The 19,867-nt window shown below is 30.9% G+C and carries 19 protein-coding genes; 12 read left to right on the top strand and 7 right to left on the bottom strand.

Annotated elements, in window-relative coordinates; genetic code table 11:
• Nucleotides 1–16: 16 nt before the first annotated feature.
• From FHG05_RS10325 to FHG05_RS10315, 3 genes are all read right to left on the bottom strand, one after another.
• Entirely contained in the window at nucleotides 17–199 is a 183-nt protein-coding gene (locus tag FHG05_RS10325; RefSeq protein ID WP_140997947.1) for a class I lanthipeptide, read from the bottom strand.
• Between the two features lie 91 nt (nucleotides 200–290).
• Nucleotides 291–2,669: a TonB-dependent receptor domain-containing protein gene (locus tag FHG05_RS10320; RefSeq protein ID WP_140997946.1), complete on the bottom strand. Its 2,379-nt coding sequence runs from the start codon at nucleotides 2,667–2,669 to the stop codon at nucleotides 291–293.
• 55 nt (nucleotides 2,670–2,724) lie between these two features.
• Nucleotides 2,725–3,414, bottom strand: coding sequence for a hypothetical protein (locus tag FHG05_RS10315; protein ID WP_140997945.1), 690 nt, complete (start codon nucleotides 3,412–3,414; stop codon nucleotides 2,725–2,727).
• Between the two features lie 156 nt (nucleotides 3,415–3,570).
• Between FHG05_RS10315 and FHG05_RS10310 the strand changes: the two genes are divergently transcribed.
• Nucleotides 3,571–4,329: a response regulator transcription factor gene (locus FHG05_RS10310; protein ID WP_140997944.1), complete on the top strand. Its 759-nt coding sequence runs from the start codon at nucleotides 3,571–3,573 to the stop codon at nucleotides 4,327–4,329.
• Nucleotides 4,330–4,331: 2 nt separating this feature from the next.
• On the opposite strand, the gene FHG05_RS10305 is transcribed toward FHG05_RS10310, so the two are convergent.
• A complete protein-coding gene (locus tag FHG05_RS10305) occupies nucleotides 4,332–5,081 on the bottom strand; it encodes a ThiF family adenylyltransferase (protein WP_140997943.1) in 750 nt (249 codons plus the stop codon).
• A 176-nt stretch (nucleotides 5,082–5,257) separates the two neighbouring features.
• On the opposite strand from FHG05_RS10305, the gene FHG05_RS10300 reads away from it, so the two are divergent.
• The 4 genes from FHG05_RS10300 (at nucleotide 5,258) to FHG05_RS10285 (ending at nucleotide 8,942) form a co-directional block, all read left to right on the top strand.
• Complete coding sequence (locus FHG05_RS10300; RefSeq protein ID WP_140997942.1) at nucleotides 5,258–5,947, top strand: HAD family hydrolase; 690 nt, start codon at nucleotides 5,258–5,260, stop codon at nucleotides 5,945–5,947.
• Between the two features lie 3 nt (nucleotides 5,948–5,950).
• Nucleotides 5,951–6,574: a chloramphenicol acetyltransferase gene (locus FHG05_RS10295; protein ID WP_140997941.1), complete on the top strand. Its 624-nt coding sequence runs from the start codon at nucleotides 5,951–5,953 to the stop codon at nucleotides 6,572–6,574.
• Between the two features lie 82 nt (nucleotides 6,575–6,656).
• A complete protein-coding gene (locus FHG05_RS10290; RefSeq protein ID WP_140997940.1) occupies nucleotides 6,657–8,039 on the top strand; it encodes a hypothetical protein in 1,383 nt (460 codons plus the stop codon).
• 3 nt (nucleotides 8,040–8,042) lie between these two features.
• The gene (locus tag FHG05_RS10285; RefSeq protein WP_140997939.1) at nucleotides 8,043–8,942 is read left to right on the top strand and encodes a histone deacetylase family protein; all 900 of its coding nucleotides are present in this window, start codon (nucleotides 8,043–8,045) and stop codon (nucleotides 8,940–8,942) included.
• A gap of 45 nt (nucleotides 8,943–8,987) precedes the next feature.
• Here the strand turns inward: FHG05_RS10285 and FHG05_RS10280 are convergent, their stop codons facing one another.
• Nucleotides 8,988–9,311 carry a single-stranded DNA-binding protein gene (locus tag FHG05_RS10280; RefSeq protein ID WP_140997938.1) on the bottom strand — a complete coding sequence of 108 codons (324 nt, stop codon included), beginning with the start codon at nucleotides 9,309–9,311 and terminating at the stop codon, nucleotides 8,988–8,990.
• 206 nt (nucleotides 9,312–9,517) lie between these two features.
• On the bottom strand, nucleotides 9,518–11,305 hold the full coding sequence (locus FHG05_RS10275; RefSeq protein ID WP_140997937.1) for an SLC13 family permease: 1,788 nt from the start codon (nucleotides 11,303–11,305) through the stop codon (nucleotides 9,518–9,520).
• A gap of 146 nt (nucleotides 11,306–11,451) precedes the next feature.
• On the opposite strand from FHG05_RS10275, the gene FHG05_RS10270 reads away from it, so the two are divergent.
• The 7 genes from FHG05_RS10270 to FHG05_RS10240 all read left to right on the top strand — a co-directional run bounded on the left by FHG05_RS10270 (nucleotide 11,452) and on the right by FHG05_RS10240 (nucleotide 17,663).
• On the top strand, nucleotides 11,452–12,978 hold the full coding sequence (locus FHG05_RS10270; RefSeq protein WP_140997936.1) for a carbon-nitrogen hydrolase family protein: 1,527 nt from the start codon (nucleotides 11,452–11,454) through the stop codon (nucleotides 12,976–12,978).
• A gap of 138 nt (nucleotides 12,979–13,116) precedes the next feature.
• Nucleotides 13,117–13,596: a DUF6265 family protein gene (locus FHG05_RS10265; protein WP_140997935.1), complete on the top strand. Its 480-nt coding sequence runs from the start codon at nucleotides 13,117–13,119 to the stop codon at nucleotides 13,594–13,596.
• The gene (locus FHG05_RS10260; RefSeq protein WP_140997934.1) at nucleotides 13,597–14,133 is read left to right on the top strand and encodes a YfiT family bacillithiol transferase; all 537 of its coding nucleotides are present in this window, start codon (nucleotides 13,597–13,599) and stop codon (nucleotides 14,131–14,133) included. It begins immediately after the preceding gene.
• 2 nt (nucleotides 14,134–14,135) lie between these two features.
• On the top strand, nucleotides 14,136–14,486 hold the full coding sequence (locus FHG05_RS10255) for a hypothetical protein (RefSeq protein WP_140997933.1): 351 nt from the start codon (nucleotides 14,136–14,138) through the stop codon (nucleotides 14,484–14,486).
• Nucleotides 14,487–14,499: 13 nt separating this feature from the next.
• Nucleotides 14,500–15,897 carry a hypothetical protein gene (locus FHG05_RS10250; RefSeq protein WP_140997932.1) on the top strand — a complete coding sequence of 466 codons (1,398 nt, stop codon included), beginning with the start codon at nucleotides 14,500–14,502 and terminating at the stop codon, nucleotides 15,895–15,897.
• The gene (locus tag FHG05_RS10245; RefSeq protein ID WP_140997931.1) at nucleotides 15,890–16,735 is read left to right on the top strand and encodes a Rossmann-fold NAD(P)-binding domain-containing protein; all 846 of its coding nucleotides are present in this window, start codon (nucleotides 15,890–15,892) and stop codon (nucleotides 16,733–16,735) included. The genes FHG05_RS10250 and FHG05_RS10245 overlap by 8 nt, the downstream gene beginning before the upstream one ends.
• A 4-nt stretch (nucleotides 16,736–16,739) precedes the next feature.
• On the top strand, nucleotides 16,740–17,663 hold the full coding sequence (locus FHG05_RS10240) for a DMT family transporter (RefSeq protein WP_140997930.1): 924 nt from the start codon (nucleotides 16,740–16,742) through the stop codon (nucleotides 17,661–17,663).
• A gap of 66 nt (nucleotides 17,664–17,729) precedes the next feature.
• Here FHG05_RS10240 and FHG05_RS10235 read toward each other — a convergent pair whose 3' ends face one another.
• Nucleotides 17,730–19,808, bottom strand: coding sequence for a M13 family metallopeptidase (locus tag FHG05_RS10235; protein ID WP_140997929.1), 2,079 nt, complete (start codon nucleotides 19,806–19,808; stop codon nucleotides 17,730–17,732).
• Nucleotides 19,809–19,867 lie beyond the last annotated feature (59 nt).

The following is a 19,867-nucleotide window of genomic DNA, read 5'->3' as shown; positions in this document are numbered from 1 at the left end:
TTAATTGCTTTACGAATTATTGTAAAATTTGATCTGCTTGGTGGTTGCATGAATTTTGGTTACATGATGCTGCGCATGATGCATTGGCACAAGTAACACCTCTAACTCCTCCTTTTACGTTAGATAATTGATCTTCTTGTAATTTTGTAATTGCTTCTTTGTTTAAGCTTAACCCTTTGTTTAATTGGATTTTTTTCATTTTTGTTTTATTTTAATTATTGTTATTTCAATTCTAGTTTAAAGACATCAATTGTTCGTCGGTCTAATTCTCGGCCAAGAATATTTTTTAGTTATTTTGTTGCTCTGCTTTGGATATCGTCATTTCCAAATCGAGATGCTTTCGAATAAATCTTTTTGTTACCAAATGTGTATCTTACATTAAAACTCACATATCGGGTATCGTAATAGTTTTTATATGTTGCTCGTATTCCGTTGTAATAATTAGTTACTTTAGCCCTACTGGTATATAAAACATCACTTGCATATAAAGAGAGATTTAAGTTTCCTTCTAAAAGTTTTAATCGCAAGGAAATGTCGAGAGGTCCATAACCTTCTACCTTAGACAGGTTGTTTTTAGCTGGAAAAACGTAATAATAATTAATTCCTAAAGAGAGGTTGTTTTTTGGGTCCAAACGAATACTATTTTGTGTTTGGATAAAAGCATTGAAACCTTCTTGATTTGCAATCGTCTGCGGTATGGAAGAAGACATTATAGAATAACCAACATCAATAGTATTATAAGAGGTTAGCCATTCTAACTTATCAAAAATGTAGGTGTCAGTAATTCCATAGGTCCTGGTTTTTATATAATTGTAATAAGTATAGTTGATGATTTTTGTATTGGGATCAATTTCACTTATTTGTTCATAACCATCATCCATCCATTGAGAATAGGCTTTCAATTCGTTTTTGCTCGTATTAAAAATCAGCTCGCTACTGGTTAAGTAAGAAGGTTTAAGAAAGGGGTTCCCTTGAACGGTTTTGAAAGGATTTAATACCATCTTAAAGGGATCTAAACTTTCAAAAGAAGGCCTGTTCAAGCGTCTGCTTACATTAAATGAGAGGGATTTATTATTTTCAAGACTATAGGTTAAAAATAAGGTTGGAAATAATTTCGTATAATTATTTGTATTCGTTTGATTAATTGCTCTTGAATAGGATTCGGTAACCGTATTTTCAACTCTTAAGCCTAAAGTACCTGACAACTTTTCAGTGAATTGCTTTGTACCAGAAACATAACCTGCATAAATATTTTCTTCATAATTAAAATGATTGGACTGATTGTTATCTAAGACAGGTATACCTGTAAAAGTGTTATAAAACTTAAAGTCATTTGTTGTTTTTGATAAAGAAATTTTGGTTCCTGCTTTTAATTCAATTCCTTTAAATGGAAGAAAGAAATCTATTTTATTGGAAATATTTTGAAAACTATAATCGATGGCTGTAGCATTAGAAAAAATAGGTTGAGTCGCATCATTTTCTGTTTTTTCACCATTATTATCTCCTTCTTTAAAAGCATTTGAAGTAAAATAATCCACATCAATAGATACTTTTTTCCCAACTGTGTCTAACTGAATTGTATTGTAATAATTTATCGCATGAACTTTAGCATTACTTTCATTTAAGCCTCTAGAATTAATTATATATTTTAAATTTTGGGTTGTACCAAATATACTGTCTCTGTTTGTGGTTTGATTATCGGTATCTGAAAAAGAGCCCGCATAACTTGCGCCCATTTCCCAACGCTTTGAAATATTTTGAGTTATTGAAAATCTATAATTTGTATAATCATTATCATATCGATTTGGACCTTCACCGTACCAAGTCTCCTCATCATAATAAGTAGCATTTCGAAATAAATTATTTTTAAGATATTTCCCATTAGAAGCACTTACTGTTAAATAGGTGTTTTTCTTTTTATAATTAAAGGACACATCTCTTCCATATGAAAACTCTTTTCTTTGAATGCTCGATAAACGGGCATTTAAACTCCAAAAATCATTTTTCTGCTTTTTAAGAATGATATTAATAATTCCTCCATTTCCTTCTGAATCAAACTCAGAGGGTGGTGTGGTAATAACTTCAATACTTTTTATATCATTACTATTAATGCTGGCCAAGTAATTTCTTAAGTCATTTCCTGTAAAAGGCATCATTTTACCATTTACCATCACACGAATGAAATTTTTTCCCAACATCGATAACTGGTCATCACGCATTACAATATTTGGAGTAACTTTAAGAACATCTACAGCTGATCCTAATTCTTGTGCAACAGTATTTTCAATTGAAAAGATTAAGCGGTCATTTTTTCGTATGAGATTTATTTTTTTGGACTTTACCACAACTTCATTAAGACTATTCACCTCTTCTTCTAGTATTATATTTCCCAAAGTAGCTTTTTCAAGGGGTAAGACTTTGGTTTTAAACCCTAGAAAACTAATTTCTAAATGGTACTTCTCTGTTTCATTCAATGTAATTTCAAAATTTCCATTTTCATCTGTTATAGTACCTTCTTTAACAGAACGATCACTACTTTTGTAAACAATAACATTTGCAAAAGCTACTGGTATGTTTTTAGTATCGATAACTTTTCCTGTGTAAGTGGTTTGTGCCAAACAAACTGACATTGAAAAAAATACTAGTATATTTAAAATTATATTGTTCATCTTTTTTTGTTTTTTAACTACATTTCAAAACTACTCAACATCTACTTTCTACCTGCTACACTAAAGAGTAGTTGTAACTTGAGGTATTAAAAACTACACTTTTAGGTAGTATATAAGCTTCTTTTAATTCTTGTTCCATAACCGTATGAGGAACTAATGCTTTATTAGCATTATAGAAATCAATTAATCCGTCATAGGTCATACAAATTGGAATGGTTTCAGATCCTAAATAATCTATAGATGCTCCTACTACAGTTGCTTTAATTCCTAAAAGTCTTAGGATTCGTAACAATTTACTATCACATTCTGCAAACACTACATTACCTTTATGTTTACAAACTGGAGAAATCGCACATACCATTAATTGTTTGAATAGATTCATATCGCTACCTTCTTTTTTAATAGCAAATCTTCCAATATGGAAAATGTCATTTAAAGGAATATCGCCAATTACATTTAAAGGATTTATTCCGAAAATTTTCTGAATAGGCAATGCATCCATAAAATTCCATTTCAATACACGTATTGCACCTAAAATCTCACCTGAACTATTTTTGGAAACAAAAATTTGAGAATTCTTTATATAAAGCATTTCTTCTTCATATATAGATTGAACATCTTCTTGATATTCTTTTGGTAGAATACTATTCGCATGATGTTTAAAATTTTCAATAACAACAAATTCAGATAATTTTTGAATTTCTGTTGTGTTTAATCTTTCTAAGTAGTTTTTTGTAAGTATCATATTTGCTTTATTTATACTCAAAGCTATTCAACATACAGATGGACATCATTACACAAAATAGTAGTAATGAATAAGTTACATAAAAACTACCCGAAAGTGTAGTATATAAGATTTTTTTCTTAAAAAAATCTTATATTTGGTATTAAACAAATAAACATGGAAGAAATAAACAATTTTTTCAGTCTGAAAAACACAGTTAATAGTGTTTCAGATGAGGAAGTCTTACAAACCAACGATTACTTAGAACCTATTAAAGCTTTTGCGAGAACAACATATAATAGTATTTATGTTATCGATTATCAAAAGAAAGGGTTTGATTATGTGTCTGAAAACCCATTATTTCTTTGCGGCCATACAGGAGAAGAAGTACAAGAAATGGGCTACGCTTTTTATTTTAAATATGTTTTAAAACAAGATTTAGATTTACTCCTTAAAATTAATGGAATAGGATTTGAGTTTTACGAAAAAATTCCTGTAGAAGAGAGAAAGTTTCATACCATTTCTTATGATTTTCATTTAAAAAATCAAGAAGGAAAAATTATTTTAATTAATCAAAAATTAACGCCTCTTTTTTTAACGAATGATGGTAAAATATGGAAAGCCATTTGTATAGTTTCTCTTTCTAACGAACAACGCTCTGGAAACATTAAAATATTTAAAAAAGGAGACAACAAAATATTTAAATACGATTTAGAAGGTGATTTTTGGAAATCCGAAGAGAAAATCGAATTATCCGATAGAGAGAAAGAAGTATTAAGCTATTCCATTAGGGGTTTTACAATTACTGAAATTGCTGATGCTATTTATGTTTCTCCTGATACGGTTAAATTTCATCGTCGTAAACTTTTTGATAAATTGGGCGTAAATAATATTTCTGAAGCTGTTGCCTTTGCCACAAATAATAAACTCATTTAAAATTATTGAATCGAAGAAAAATAAAACTCTGGAAATTTCTTTACCTCTTTACCAGTCGCAATATCAAAAAGGATTTGTGTACACATTGCCGCTACAATCCATGAAGCTATGGCTAATTGAGGTGGTGGTAAAAGTTCAACCTCATCTTTATACTTCTGAATAATTTCTTCTAACCAATCTTGAGGATTTCCCCAAAAACGAAGATAACTTGTCGCATATTCTACCATATTAACCTCATTAAAAGGCTCTCCTTTTTTTGCTAAAGCACTCAAAGACAAACTATCTGGTGCTATAACTGAAACCAAACCTGCCCAACCCAAATTATATGGGTGTAATACTAGAATGTTTTGTTCCTGACAAATTGCATCAAAAACCAAGGGAACATCAGATGAAAAGTCAAGTGCATTTATCGCAATTTTATGATTTTTTAAATAATCTGCAACATTTTCGACCGTAAGAAAACAAGAATGAACTGTAATTTTTGCGTTTTTATTTATCGCCAGCAAACGTTTCTGTAAAGCTTCTGTTTTAGAAATTGCTATGTCATCTTCTATGTAGTTTTGCCTATTTAGATTTGTTAATTCTACTTGGTCTCCATCAATAATAGTAATGTTTTCAAAACCGAAACGCAAAGCACATTCTGCAATAACACTTCCTATTCCACTCCCTCCAAGAAGTATTGGGTACTCTTTAATAATACTTTGCTCCTCGGGAGTAATGTATATTCTGTTTCTACTATATCTGTTATCCATTGCTTTAAGTTTGATACAAAAATAATCCTTATTCTTAAAAATAGCTTTAACCAAAAAGGTAGTTTTATGAATTGTTCAGCTCTTTAAAAGAGGCAGTTTATTTTTAAGTATCTTAAAAAAGACGTAATTTTAACCTTTTATTTCTTATAAATTATTTTTATTCCTTTGATATGATTATGAAACCTAAAACGATAGCCTTTGACGCTGATGATACACTATGGCACAACGAACCTTATTTTGATGAAGCACAAGCCCGTTTTTGTGAATTATTTCAAGATTATGCTTCAAGCCAAGAAATTTTAGGACAAATTTTAAATCATCAAGTCAAAAACTTACCTCTTTATGGGTTTGGTATTAAAGCTTTTACGCTTTCCATGATTGAGACAGCTTTACAAATTACCAATCACTCCATCTCAGGTAAAGGAATTGAAAAGATAATCGCTATTGGTAAAGATTTACTACAAAAACCTGTAGAATTATTACCTCATGTAGAAGAAGTATTACAAGAACTTAAAGGTAATTATAAATTAATTGTAGCTACTAAAGGTGACTTAAAAGATCAACATCGAAAATTACATGATTCTGGATTGGGTCACTACTTTCATCATATTGAAGTATTGAGCGATAAAACAGAAGTGGATTACACTAAAATGCTCGGTCGATTAGATATCCAAGCCGCTGATTTCTTAATGGTTGGTAATTCTTTAAAATCAGATGTTTTGCCTATCCTAAAAATAGGAGGTTATGGGGTTCATGTTCCTTATCATACTACTTGGGAATATGAAAAAATTGATTTTGAAATTCAACATGAGAACTTTTCAGCTATTACTACTATAAATGAAATCATTCCTTTATTAGGTCACTAAAAAATGAAACAAGAGATTAACATCCACACTTGGAATCGGAAAGAACATTTTGAGTTTTTTTCTCAATTTGACGAACCTTTTTTTAGTATTACTTGTGATATCAATATGACAGTAGCCTATGAACAAGCAAAAAAACTAAAGATTCCTTTTTTTATTTATTATCTACATAAAAGCTTAACTGCAATAAATTCAATTGAAAATTTTAAGTATCGAATTGAAGATAAAAAAGTTTTTTTGTATGATAACATTCATGTTTCTGCAACCATTATGAGAGACGATAAAACCTTTGGTTTCTCCATGATGCATTATCATGAAAACCTTTTGGAATTTAACCAAATGGCACAACTTGAAATCAATCGGATACAAAATACTCCTGGACTTCTTACAACAAGCTATCCTGAAAATATCATTCATTTTTCAGCCATACCTTGGATTAACTTTACAGGATTAACACATGCTAGAAATTTTTCTTATCCAGACAGTTGCCCCAAAATTTCATTTGGAAAATTGGTTCAAAAAGAATCACAAAAAACAATGTCATTATCCCTTGCCGCACACCATGGTTTAGTGGATGGGTATCATATGGGATTAGTAATCGAAAAATTACAACATTTACTTGATTCTTAAATATTTCGCTTTTGTAACTTTTACAAAGTTTTAACGGAAGGTTTATTGCAATTATTCTATATTTGATTCAAAATCACGCTATATGAAAAAGAGTTTTGTTTTCTGTTTTTTATCTTTAACTCATTTATTTTTTGGACAAATTAGACTTTCAGACGTATCTCTTGAGCTTAAAAAAAACAGTGATTTTCATCAATTAATTACCCAAGATAACCAAAATACAAAGGAAATTTTTTCCTTTGTAGCAGATAAAGAAAAATTTACTGGGATTAAATTTAATAGTGCAATTTTCTTTTCTGATAGTATCTCTTTAAAAAGACCATTTAATTTTCGCTTTCTAATGGGTTGTGGATTTACTTCAGAGAACAAACCAATAGCGTATTGGGCTTCTGAAGATTTACAACGCTTTATAGGCATTGAGTTTGATTATGAAACGCATACTACAAAAAACGTTTTGTATCCTCTTGATCTTTCAAAACAAACCCTTTTTACACAATTTTATATCAATCATACTTTATATTTTTTAACAGAAGAAAAAGAAACAAAATCGATACAGTTAATTGGTCTTAAAGGTCATGAAATAAGTTCCAACACATTAGATTTTTCGGAATTTCAGATAACGAATTCTAAAAATAATAACACTAGTTTAAATACATTACTCCACGAATTTGGTTTGACAAAAATGGAAGATAAATTATTTAATTCGTATCTCAATGCAACTCAGTCAATCAAATATTATCTAAGAAATACTACATTAGTAATTAGTTTAGATCAAAACTTGTCTAAAACACAAATTTTTGAAATTGATTTATCTAATTTTCAAGTTAAAGAAATTATTTTTAACAAAAGTGATTTACCTAATAGTAGCGCTTCTAATTCTCTTTTGTACCAAAATAGATTGGTGCAACTGATGTTAAATTCGGAAAAATTAGAAATTGAATTCTTTGACTACTCTACAAAAGAAAAAATAAAACAATATACAATCAAAGCTGAAACACCTTCTCCTTTTTCATCTGAATTCTTAATACAAACAAGTAATAGTAGTCCCACAACACTTAAAAACAGTAAAAAATTTATAAAAAAACTTCAAAACTGTGGCCTAGGAGCTTCTTTATATTGTAGTAATGGAAATTATATTGCTACGTTTGGTGGTTACAATGAACATATAAGAAGTAGTGCTATGCTCTTAGATATTGGCCTTCAAATAGCAGGAGCTGGTGGTGGAGACTTAGCTGGAAGTTATGTAAATCAAAATATTTTTTTTGACGTACAATTAGACCCAAATTTTACCCCTGTAGAAACCTCTTTTGAGCCTCTTTACATTGATAAAATTGCTCAATTTACAGCTCAAAATAATGTGAAATACGAAACCATATTACCTTACAAAGATTTTTTTATCATGAGCTATTACGACTCTAAAAAAGATGAAATTGTACTTACAAAATTCACAAATGGTTACGATTATTAGAGTATGTTTCCCATAGCTTTTCATCCTATTTACAAACATCCATTACCGGAAGGGCATCGATTTCCTATGCTAAAATATGAATTGTTGCCACAACAATTATTGCATGAAGGAACCGCTTCAACTCAAGATTTTTTTGAACCTGAAATTGCAGACTTCAAAGATATTTTAGCGGTTCATACTCAGGAATATCTAACTGCCTTATTACATCTCACCTTAGAACCAAAAGCTATTAGGAAAATTGGATTTCCACTTTCAAAAGCTTTAGTTGAACGAGAACTGCGAATTGCCCAAGGCACAATTTTAGGTTGTCAAAAATCTTTTGAATATAAAGTTTCTTTTAATATTGCTGGTGGAACTCATCATGCGTATTCCGATAGAGGAGAAGCATTTTGCTTATTGAACGACCAAGCCATTGCAGCACAATATTTAGTCAATCATAAATTAGCTAAAAAAGTCTTAATAATAGACTTAGATGTACATCAAGGAAATGGAACCGCTGAAATTTTTAAGAACAACCCCAATATATTCACTTTTTCTACTCATGGCAAGACTAATTATCCTTTTAAAAAAGAACAATCTGATTTAGATATTGAATTTCTAGATGGCACTACTGACGAACAGTTTCTAAATACTATCGCCTCTATTATTCCAAAATTAATTGAAGAACAAAAACCCGATTTTATCTTTTATTTAGCGGGTGTTGATATTTTAAAAACGGATAAATTAGGAAAGTTATCTTGTACTTTAGACGGTTGCAAAAAAAGAGATGAAATTGTCTTTCAATTGTGTCATCAATATGAAATTCCTGTACAAGTTTCAATGGGTGGTGGTTATTCACCCGAAATAAAAACGATTATTGAAGCACATGCTAATACGTATAGAATAGCTAAAGCTATTTTTTAAAAAAATGAACCTCTTCAAAATTGAAAAGGTTCATTTCAGTTTTTATTATTTTCCTAATAAAAGTATTTCATTGGCTATTATTTCCGTAACATATCTTTTTACCCCATCTTTATCGTCATAAGTTCTGTTCGTTAATTTCCCTTCTATACCCACTTCTTTACCTTTGGTGACATATTTTTCAATAATTTCTGCTGTTTTACCCCAAGCTGTTACGCGATGCCATTCTGTTTTTTCAACTTTGTCTCCGTTGTCTTTATAATACATTTCATTAGTTGCAATCGATAAGCTCGCTACTTTCTTTCCAGCTTCTAGATTTTTGATTTCTGGTTCTTGACCTACATGTCCGATTAATTGTACTCTGTTTTTCATAAGGCGTGTAAAATTTTAAATGGTTTATATAAATTGATACTGTATCTTGTAAAACTTTGAAATTAATATTGTTATACATATTTAATTGTATTCGTTCTATTTCGATAAGGCAAAGATACAGCAACTTTTAAAGATTATTCGGTTGATAGTTATTTAATTTCGTTTGTAAGTGTTTGTAAACGTTTGTTTCTTAATAATTGATACAACTAAGTATATAAAAGTGGTAAAATAAATGACGCTACCACTAGTAAAACCAAGGATAAAATACCACCTATAATCAAAAAATGCTTGAATTTATAAATTCCCATCCCATAAATAATTGCATTGGTTTGATAACCCATTGGCGTATAAAAACTAAAATTGGCACCAAACATTACGGCATATAATAACGGTTTTGGATTTAAATTCATTTTTTGAGCCACTACAATGACTATAGGAGCTAAAATGATAGCCGTAGCATTATTAGAAATAAAACCACTCATGAGTAAGGTAAATGCAAACACTAAAGCAATGACTGCTGAAGTAGGCACCGATTTTAATATCGTATACAAATGACTTCCAATAAAATCATCCGTACCCGTATTTTTCATAGCAATACCTAATGGAATCATACCCGCTAAAAGAAAAATTACTTGCCAATTTATTCCAGAATAGGCGTCTTTTAATTGAATACAACCGGTAAACAAGCATAAAGCAACACCCATAAGGGCACTTTTTAAAATAGAAAAAGTGTTCGTTGCCGATAAAACAATAACCAAGAGGATTGCAACAAAGGATATTATTTTTTTATAATTAGGAATATTCGGTAAGGTTAAAACCGAATTGGTAAAAAGTAAGTTATTAGAATGCGCAATCTTTTGAATTTCACTTAAATTCCCTGTTAACAAAACGCGATTTCCAGGATTTATAAATTTCTTTGAAAAAAACTTATAAATCATATTGGGGTTTCGTTCATAATCTTTTTCACTATTTACGGCTTTTACCGATATATTTTCAGGCAATTGCTCGTTAAATTCTTTCACCGACATATTTACGTATCTCGAATTAGGCAATATAATGACTTCATGATATTCATTGGTGTATTGTTCTTCTAATAAATCCTGATCCACACCAAGAATATTTAAACCTAAACTTTCCGATTTAGACGTTAAATCTTCAATAGTTAAGTCGAGCCACAAAATATCATTTTCTTGTAAAGTTTCAGATTTTAAATCGGTTCTAAGATAGCGTTTCCCTCTTTGGATTTTAATCAAACGGATGTCGTTTTCATCCCAAATTTCGGTTTCATAAGGCTTTTTACCTATTAATTTTGAACCTTCTCTTATTTTAACAGATGTGATGTAGGCAAATTTATCAGCTAAATTGTCTTCTTCTTCCTTAGTAATCTTGGGTAAAAAAATTCTAGCTAAAACAAAAACAACAGGGATTGCTATGGCTAAAAAAATGACTCCAGCAGCTGAAAATTCGAAAAAAGAAAAATTACCAATACCACTTTTTCTAGAAATTCCTGAAACTATTAAATTCGTACTTGTACCCATTAAGGTACAACTTCCTCCTAAAATTCCTGCAAAGGAAATGGGCAATAGGACTTTCGTTTTGTCTATTTTACCCATTTTATCTAATTCGTTGACCAATTTTATAAAAATAATAACCACAGCAGTAGTTGCAATAAACGAGGATAAAATTCCTACGGCAATCATTAAAAGAGGTAAGAAAATCCATATGGGCCAATGCATAATAGGAACAATACGTTGCGCCATTAAAGCGACGACACCATTCTTCTCCAAACCAATAGCAATAATCATCAAACACAAAATGGTGAGTACCGAATTATCTGAAAATCCTGAAACCGATTCTTCTGGTGACACAATACCAAATACCAGTAAACTTATAAGTATAAAAAAAGCGGTTTTATCCACCGTGAATTGCTCACTTACAAAAAGCAGAAAGGCAATGGCTAAAACACTTAAAACGATTCCAATTTCAAAGGTCATATAGTTCTAATTTAGATATAAAAATACAATTACAACAAGATAAAAATTTACATCATTTTCAAATACTTTTACAAGATTATAAGAGTAATTAGAAAGCGTTGTAAAGGGAAACTAAAATTAGTATCTTTGGTAAAAAACCTTAATTTATGCCAAATACCATTAGTAAAGTTGAACTGCGAAATTTACAGATAAAAGATTATAAAGAGCTTAAAAAATCCATGATTGAAGCTTATCCTGAAATGGTAGACTCGTATTGGAATGAAAATCATATAAAAAAACTTTTGAAAATTTTTCCTGAAGGACAACTTGTTATTGTTGCAGATGATGTAGTTGTAGGTTCTGCTTTGTCGATTTTAGTTACGGAAGACTTTGCTTTTAACACTAAAACCTATAAAGATATTACTGGAAATTATACGTTTAAAACGCACGATGAAGATGGGGATGTTTTATATGGAATAGATGTATTTATCAATCCCAATTACAGAGGGTTGCGATTAGGAAGGCGTTTGTACGATGCTCGAAAAGAATTATGCGAACAATTGAATTTACGTTCTATTGTTTTTGCTGGAAGAATACCAAATTATGGCAAATATGCTAAAGAAATTACGCCTAAAAAATATTTGGAAAAGGTAAAAAAGAAAGAGATTTATGACCCTGTATTGTCTTTTCAGTTAAGTAATGATTTTCATGAAGTGCGAGTTTTAAAAAATTATTTAGAAGGGGATAAGGAATCTCAAGAATATGCTGTTTTATTGGAATGGAATAATATTTATTACGAAGATGCTAAAAAATTAATTAACGTAGACAAGAGTATTGTTCGTTTGGGTTTAATCCAATGGCAAATGCGTCCTTTAAACAATTTAGAAGCCTTATTTGAACAAGCTGAATTTTTCATTGATGCTGTTTCAGGTTATGGTAGTGATTTTGCTCTATTTCCAGAATTATTTACAGCGCCTTTAATGGCCGATTACAATCACTTATCGGAAGCTGAAGCCATCAAAGAATTAGCGAAATATACGGATGCCATTCGTAAAAAATTTCAAGAATATGCCATTTCCTACAATATCAATATTGTTAGTGGCAGTATGCCTTTTCAAGAAGGAGGCCATGTGTACAATGTAGGTTTTCTCTGTAGAAGAGACGGAACCTATGAAATGTATCGCAAAATTCATATTACACCAAATGAAGTATTTCACTGGGGAATGACTGGTGGAAATGTAATTCAAACTTTTGATACCGACTGTGGAAAAATCGGAATTATTATTTGTTATGATGTGGAATTCCCAGAATTATCACGTCTAATGGCTGATGAAGGTATGAATATTTTATTTGTTCCTTTTTTAACCGATACTCAAAATGGATATACTCGCGTTAAAAACTGTGCTCAAGCGCGTGCCATTGAAAATGAATGTTATGTAGCCGTTGCTGGTTGTGTTGGCAATTTGCCCAAAGTAAATAACATGGATATTCAATATGCGCAAGCAGCTGTTTTTACACCTTCCGATTTTGCTTTTCCAAGTAATGGAATTAAAGCAGAAGCTACTCCAAATACTGAAATGACGTTAATAGTAGATGTGGATCTTGACTTGTTAAAAGAATTGCATGAACACGGAAGTGTAAACACCATGAAAGACCGAAGACTGGATTTATATAGTTTAAAGAAATTGAGATAATGTCACATCGAGCGGAGTCGAGATGACTCAATTAAAATTGTTCTCGACTCCGCTCGAACTGACAACTAAATAAATACAAACATGAATTCAATATTAGTAAAAAGTTTTCTCCAAACCATTAAAATATCATCTAAGTCTATGAAAAAGAAAATCTTTCTATTCCTAATAATTTCATCCTTTAGTTTTGCACAAAATACACTCCATTACAATGATGAAAAAGGTTCGGAAAAAGCAACCTTAAAAGATATAGAATGGCTTGCTGGAAATTGGACTGGAGAAGCTTTTGGTGGTTTTTTTCAAGAAAACTGGAGCCAACCTTTAGGCGGTTCCATGCTATTTGATTTTAAATTAGTGGTAGAAGGTAAAGTTGTTTTTTATGAAGTAGGTCATATCGTGGAAAAAGACAAAACACTTTTGTACCAAATCAAACACTTTGATGCTAATTTAAAAGGTTGGGAAGACAAAGACAAATCCGAAGATTTTAGGTTTATCAAAAAAGAAAAAAACAGAATGTATTTTGATAATTTTACTTTTGAAAAAGTATCTGAAAATGAAATCAACCTTTACGCCTATTTTGAAGATTCTAAAAAAGAAGTCGTTTTTAATTTTAAGAAATAAATGGAACTAGATCAACTTAAATATCCTATAGGACAATTTAATTGTCCAGAAATTATTACTGAAGATATCCTTAATAATTGGATTTCAGAAATACAACATTTTCCAGAACAAATTGTGGCTGTGACGGATGGTCTTTCAAAGGAAGAATTGCATTGGAAATACCGTCCGTATGGTTGGAACATCAAACAAGTAGTGCATCATTGTGCAGACAGCCATAGTAATGCTTTGATCCGATTTAAATTGGCACTTACTGAAAATAACCCAACTATTAAACCCTATGCGGAAGATGTTTGGGCGGAATTAATTGATGGCACAGATGATGATATTTCCTATTCTTTATTAATCTTAAAAGGCTTGCATCATAAGTGGCATTTGTTGATGGTAAATATGGATGAAAAAGATTGGGAAAAAACGTACTTCCATCCAGAAAGCAACAAATCGTTCACTTTAAAAAGTGTTGCTGGATTATATGCTTGGCATTGCAACCACCATTTGGCACATATTAAACAAGCTTTATTGCATAAAAATAATTTTTAAGAATGGCCAAAGTTTGTTTAGAATGCAACGATAAAATTGTAGGTCGAGAAGATAAAAAGTTTTGTTCCGATAGTTGTAGAAATGCCTACAACAATAAAATGAACAAAGATCAGAATAATTTGATGCGTAATGTGAACAACAAATTGCGTAAAAATTATCGAATTCTGTGCGAATTAAATCCAGAAGATAAAACCAAAACGACGAGAAATAAACTTCTAAGTAAGGGTTTTGATTTTGAATTTTTCACCTCTATTTACCAAACTAAAACAGGTAATACCTATTACTTTTTATACGACCAAGGGTATATGGCAATTGAAAATGATGGTTTCGTATTAGTAAAAAAAGACAGTTAGATTTAGAGAAAAGATGAAAGAGAAAAGAGAAAAGATTTCTTTTAAAGAATCCATTCCTATTTCAAAATTGAGGTTTTGGGCAGGTTTAGTTATAAGTATTTTTCTAAGCTTTTTTTTATACCAATTTTTTATTTTAGGTAGAGATATCTTTCGCTCGTATACGTTTACCACTAATTTTAACTATTTAGAATTTACGGAAAACGAACTCCTTTTTTATAATTTATTTTATGCTTTTTTAGCCTTAATTATTGCACAAACTTTTTTTCTAAAAATAATTTTTGATACCAATAAAAAATTGTGGGAAAAAAGAATTCAATTTAGCCGTAAAAAAATAGTTCACAACCAAAATATATGGATTTGGTTCTTTCTATTTTGTTTTATAAAATTAGCTGTTTTCTACGGAGTTATGAATATGAATAGTCTTTATTGGAGAGATTATACCTTTTCAATTAATGAGCATCTTAATTTTTTTGAAGAATATCCTTATCTATTCTTATTGATCATATTGGTCTTGTTTTTACAATCCTGGCAAAGTTTAAGAGTAATTCTTCATATTTACTTAAAATACATGATTGGTTCTTTTATTTTCATTTCTATTGTTGCGATAGTTTTTTCTCAAATTAATCTTGTGGATTTTGAAAGCTATTTCAAGAAACAACATGCCGAAAACCCTTATATTAAAGGAAATATCGAGTTGCCTAATATTCCTTTTACCGAAGCTATTTATTCACGAAATAAAACATTACAACTATATGTTTCAAAAAAAGGAGAACTATACTTTTATGGAAAAAAAAGAAATTTCAGTCAACTAAAAGAAATAGTAGTAGCGCTTAATAATGAAGGATTTTATTTTGAAAATCTCAATTACTTTGTACAACTCAATATTGATAAGAATACTTCTTTAAAACAGTTATATAAATTAAAAAAATTTATTACGACTTACTCCGATTTTAAGATTGTTTATAACGCGTATCCTGAAAATCCAAAATTTCCCAAAAGATACTATCAAGACAATTCTGAAGGCATTTTTGAAGGGAAAAAAGTTTCGTCTTTTGAAAATGAAATTATAGTTCAATTAACCAAAGAAAATGAAATTTTAATAAATAATAGTGCTGTTAATTGTAATGAAATAGCAAAAAATATAGCATTACATATTTTAAAAGATAAGCATTATACATTAGTAGTAAGGCTTAAAGAAGATGCCGTTTTTTCAGATTATATAAACGTTTTATCTTATACTCGAGCCGGTTATTTAAAGGCTTGCAAAATAGTTGCTAGAGAAAAAAATGTAGGTGATTATACTTTATATAATAATCCAGAATCAATTTTGCCTTTTAATATTATATATAACTACGCGTTTGAAACTGATAATTTATTAAAATTACCTCCTAAACGTCCAGAAGATGACTAAACAAATTTCCCTATTAGGCTGTGGTTGGTTGGGTTTGCCTTTGGCCAATGATTTATTAAAAAATGGCTTTTCTGTGAAAGGCTCTACTACTTCAGCGCATAAACTAGAATTATTACAGGAGAAGGGCATCCAACCTTTTTTAATTACTCTTTACGAAAATACCATTGAAGGAGACATAACTGGTTTTTTAAAGGATTCGGAAGTTTTAGTTATAGACATTCCGCCTAGTTTGAGAAAAGACACTTCTATTTCATTTGTAGCTAAAATAAAAACGTTGGTTACCCAAATAGAAAAATCTGAAATTAAAAAGGTACTTTTTGTTAGTTCGACTTCTGTTTATGGAGATATAGAAATCTTCTCGACTCCGCTCGAAGTGACGGAAGAAACACCTACAAATCCTGATACTGAAAGCGGAAAGCAATTAGTTGAAGTAGAACAATTACTATTGGATAATCCCTATTTTCAAACTATAGTTCTACGTTTTGGTGGGTTAATTGGAGAAGATAGGCATCCCATTAAATATTTGGCTGGCAAAGAAAATGTAGAAAACCCTGATGGACCGATTAATTTTATACATCAAGAAGATTGTATTGGTATAATTCTGGAAATTTTGGAACAACTTCTCGACTCCGCTCGAAGTGACAATAAGACTGACAAAATAATTTTTAACGCTGTGGCACCTCAGCATCCCACTCGAGAAGAATATTATCACAAAAAAGCAAAAAATATGAATTTGCCTTTGCCTATATTTGCCAAAAATACAGCATCAAAAGGTAAAATTATCAGTAGTGCTAAAATTGAAACAGTATTGTCTTATATTTTTAAAAAAGAGGTATAAATAAATGGCCTATTTTAGTGTTTTTCACGAATATATCAAGCAGAAAAAAAAGGCAATTGGGTTGCCTTTTCTTGCATTGTGTTGGATTAGTTTTTTTTGGGGAACCACATGGATTGCTTCTAAAGAAGGGGTAAAACATATGCCCGCCATGCAGTTGGTTGTATTACGTCAATTTTTTGGTGGCATTATCTACTTAACTTATTTTCTTATAAAAAAAGCACCTTGGCCTACACAAAGACAATGGCGTAATATTTTAGTATTAAGTATATTAAATTTCATGTTGAGTAACGGCTTAAGCACTTGGGGTGTGAAATATATTTCTAGTGGATTGGGTGCTATTATTGGTTCCATATTTCCGCTATGGATTGTAATTATTAGCTTTTTTAGAGGAGAAAAAGTTTCATGGAAAGCTGTTTTAGGGTTGATTATCTGTTTTTTTGGAATTTGTGTAATATTTTATGATTATCTGAACGATTTTCTAAACCCTGAATTTCGTTTTGGAATTATTCTTTCTGTTATTGCAACATTTACTTGGGCTCTATCTTCCATCTATATTAGAGAAAATAGAACGAATTTCAACCCTTATTTTAGTTTAGGCTTACAAATGCTAATTTCATGTGTGGCTATTTTTGGAGTAATTCAATCGACAGGAGAAACGGTTCCTTTAAGTGAAATACCTGCTGTTTCTTGGTGGTCGATTGCTTATTTAGTAGTCTTTGGATCCGTTCTAACATTTATTGCTTTTATTTATGCTTTAGAACACTTACCTAAAGAAGTAAGTAGTTTGTATGCCTATATTAATCCTATGGTGGCTTTGTTTTTTGGCTATATTTTATTCAACGAACCTTTAACCGTTTCAATTGCCATTGGAGGCTTGGTAACGCTTACTGGTTTATTTTTGGTAAATAAAGCAATCAAAAAACCATAAAAAAACACTCAAATAAAAGTATTTGAGTGTTCTATAATTTTTGAATTGTAACTAAACCAAATCTATTTACCAGATTTTAACTCGTTTTTCTGGAGCTACATACATGCCATCACCTGCTTCTACATCAAATGCTTGATAGAAAGCATCTACATTTTGTAACGGCACGTAAGCTCGATACATTCCTGGAGAATGTGGATCTGTTTTCACTTGGTTTTTAATGGCTTCATCTCTCATTTTACTTCTCCAAATGGTTGCCCAAGAAATAAAGAAACGTTGTTCTGGTGTAAAACCATCTATTAATCCTGGATTACCGTTTTCTTTTAAATAGATTTGTAAACCATCATACGCTGCATTTACACCTCCTAAATCGCCAATGTTTTCTCCTAAAGTAAATTTACCATCTACATAGATACCTGGTAAAGGTTGCAAAGCAGAATATTGATCTGCTAAAGCTGACCCTAAAGAAGTAAATTGTGTTAAATCTTCATCGCTCCACCAATTGATTAAATTTCCATCTGCGTTATATCTAGATCCTGAATCATCAAATCCATGAGAAATTTCATGACCGATTACAGCACCAATTCCTCCATAGTTTACCGCCTCATCTGCTCTATAATCATAAAAAGGAGGCTGTAAAATAGCTGCTGGGAAAACAATTTCATTGTAAGAAGGATTAAAGTACGCATTTACCGTTTGTGGTGACATTCCCCATTCTTCTTTATCAACTGGTTTTCCTAATTTATCTAAATTATCTTGATGTCTCCATAACGCATACTGTCTTGAATTTTGGAAATAAGTACCTCCATCTTTTGGATCCGTGATAGTCAGTTTAGAATAATCTTCCCATACATCTGGATAACCAATTTTTACTCTTGATTTCTTTAATTTCAATTTAGCATTTTCTTTGGTTTCTTTGGTCATCCAAGGTAAATTGTCAATTCTGTTTTCAAAAGCTTTAAAAACATTTGCAATCATGGCTTGTGCTTTCGCTTTTGCCTCTGGTGGGAATTTTTTAGCCACATATAATTTTCCGATAGCTTCTCCTAATCTTCTATTAACTACTTGAAGCGCTCTTTCATCAGCTGGTCTTTGTTTAACAGCTCCTGTTAGGGTTTTACCATAAAATTCAAAATTTGCATCTTCTATTGCTGTGGTTAACTCATCCGAAGCACCTCTTAGTAAAGTCCATTTCATGTAGGCTTTCCAAGCTTCCAAATCGTTCTCTTTAAAAATAGTTTCTAAACGTTCCATATATTTTGGTTGAGAAACGATTAAAGAATCTATTTTACCAATTCCAACTCCTTGTAAATAGTTTTCCCATTGTACTGTAGGCGTAATCTTTTCTAAATCAGCTACAGTCATGGGATTATAGCTTTTTCTTCTATCTCTTCTTTCAACACGATCAAAAGTAGCTTCAGACATTTTAGTTTCCAACGCTAAAATTTTAGCGGCATTTGCTTTTGCAGTTGCTTCATCATCCCCTATAAATTGAAGCATTTTAGCTACATGTTGTTCGTATTTTTCTCTTTTTTCTTTATTGTCAGGAGCATCAGAAACATAATAATCACGATCCGGCAAACCTAAACTACCGGTACCAATATACACTACATTTCGTGTACTATTTTTAGCATCTGTACCGATATAACTTCCAAAAAAACCGATACCAGCTTGTGGTTCCATTTCTGTTACCAATGCAACAACTTCATCGGCATTCTTTACTTGATTTATTCTATTAAGAAACGGCTGTAAAGGACTAATCCCTTGTTTGTTTCTAGTAACCGTATCTAAAATTGACTTATAAAGACTTAATGCTTTTCCTTGATCTGATTTTGAATCGATAGATTTATCATTCAAAGCTTCTTTTATGATTAACATTACATCTTCATCTGTTTTTTTACGTAGTTCATCAAAACTACCCCATCGCGTTCTATCGGCTGGAATTTCAGTGTTATCTAGCCATTTTCCATTCACATATCGGAAAAAATCGTCGGCAGGATCAACTGATTTGTCCATTAAATTGGTATTAATACCAACAGCTTGATTCTTACTTGTACTTTTTGCACTGCTATCTCCTGATTTACAGGAATTAAGAATCGAAATCAAAAAAAGGAAGCCTACACTTCCTTTAAAAATATAATTTCTCATTTTACTTGGGTTTTTAAAGTCTAGTTGTCAGACAAATATACCTTATTTGCTAGAGCCTT

The sequence above is a fragment of the Flavobacterium profundi genome (genome assembly GCF_006491645.1).
Taxonomy (GTDB): Bacteria; Bacteroidota; Bacteroidia; order Flavobacteriales; family Flavobacteriaceae; genus Flavobacterium; species Flavobacterium profundi.
This window is presented reverse-complemented; position numbering and strand designations above follow the sequence as displayed.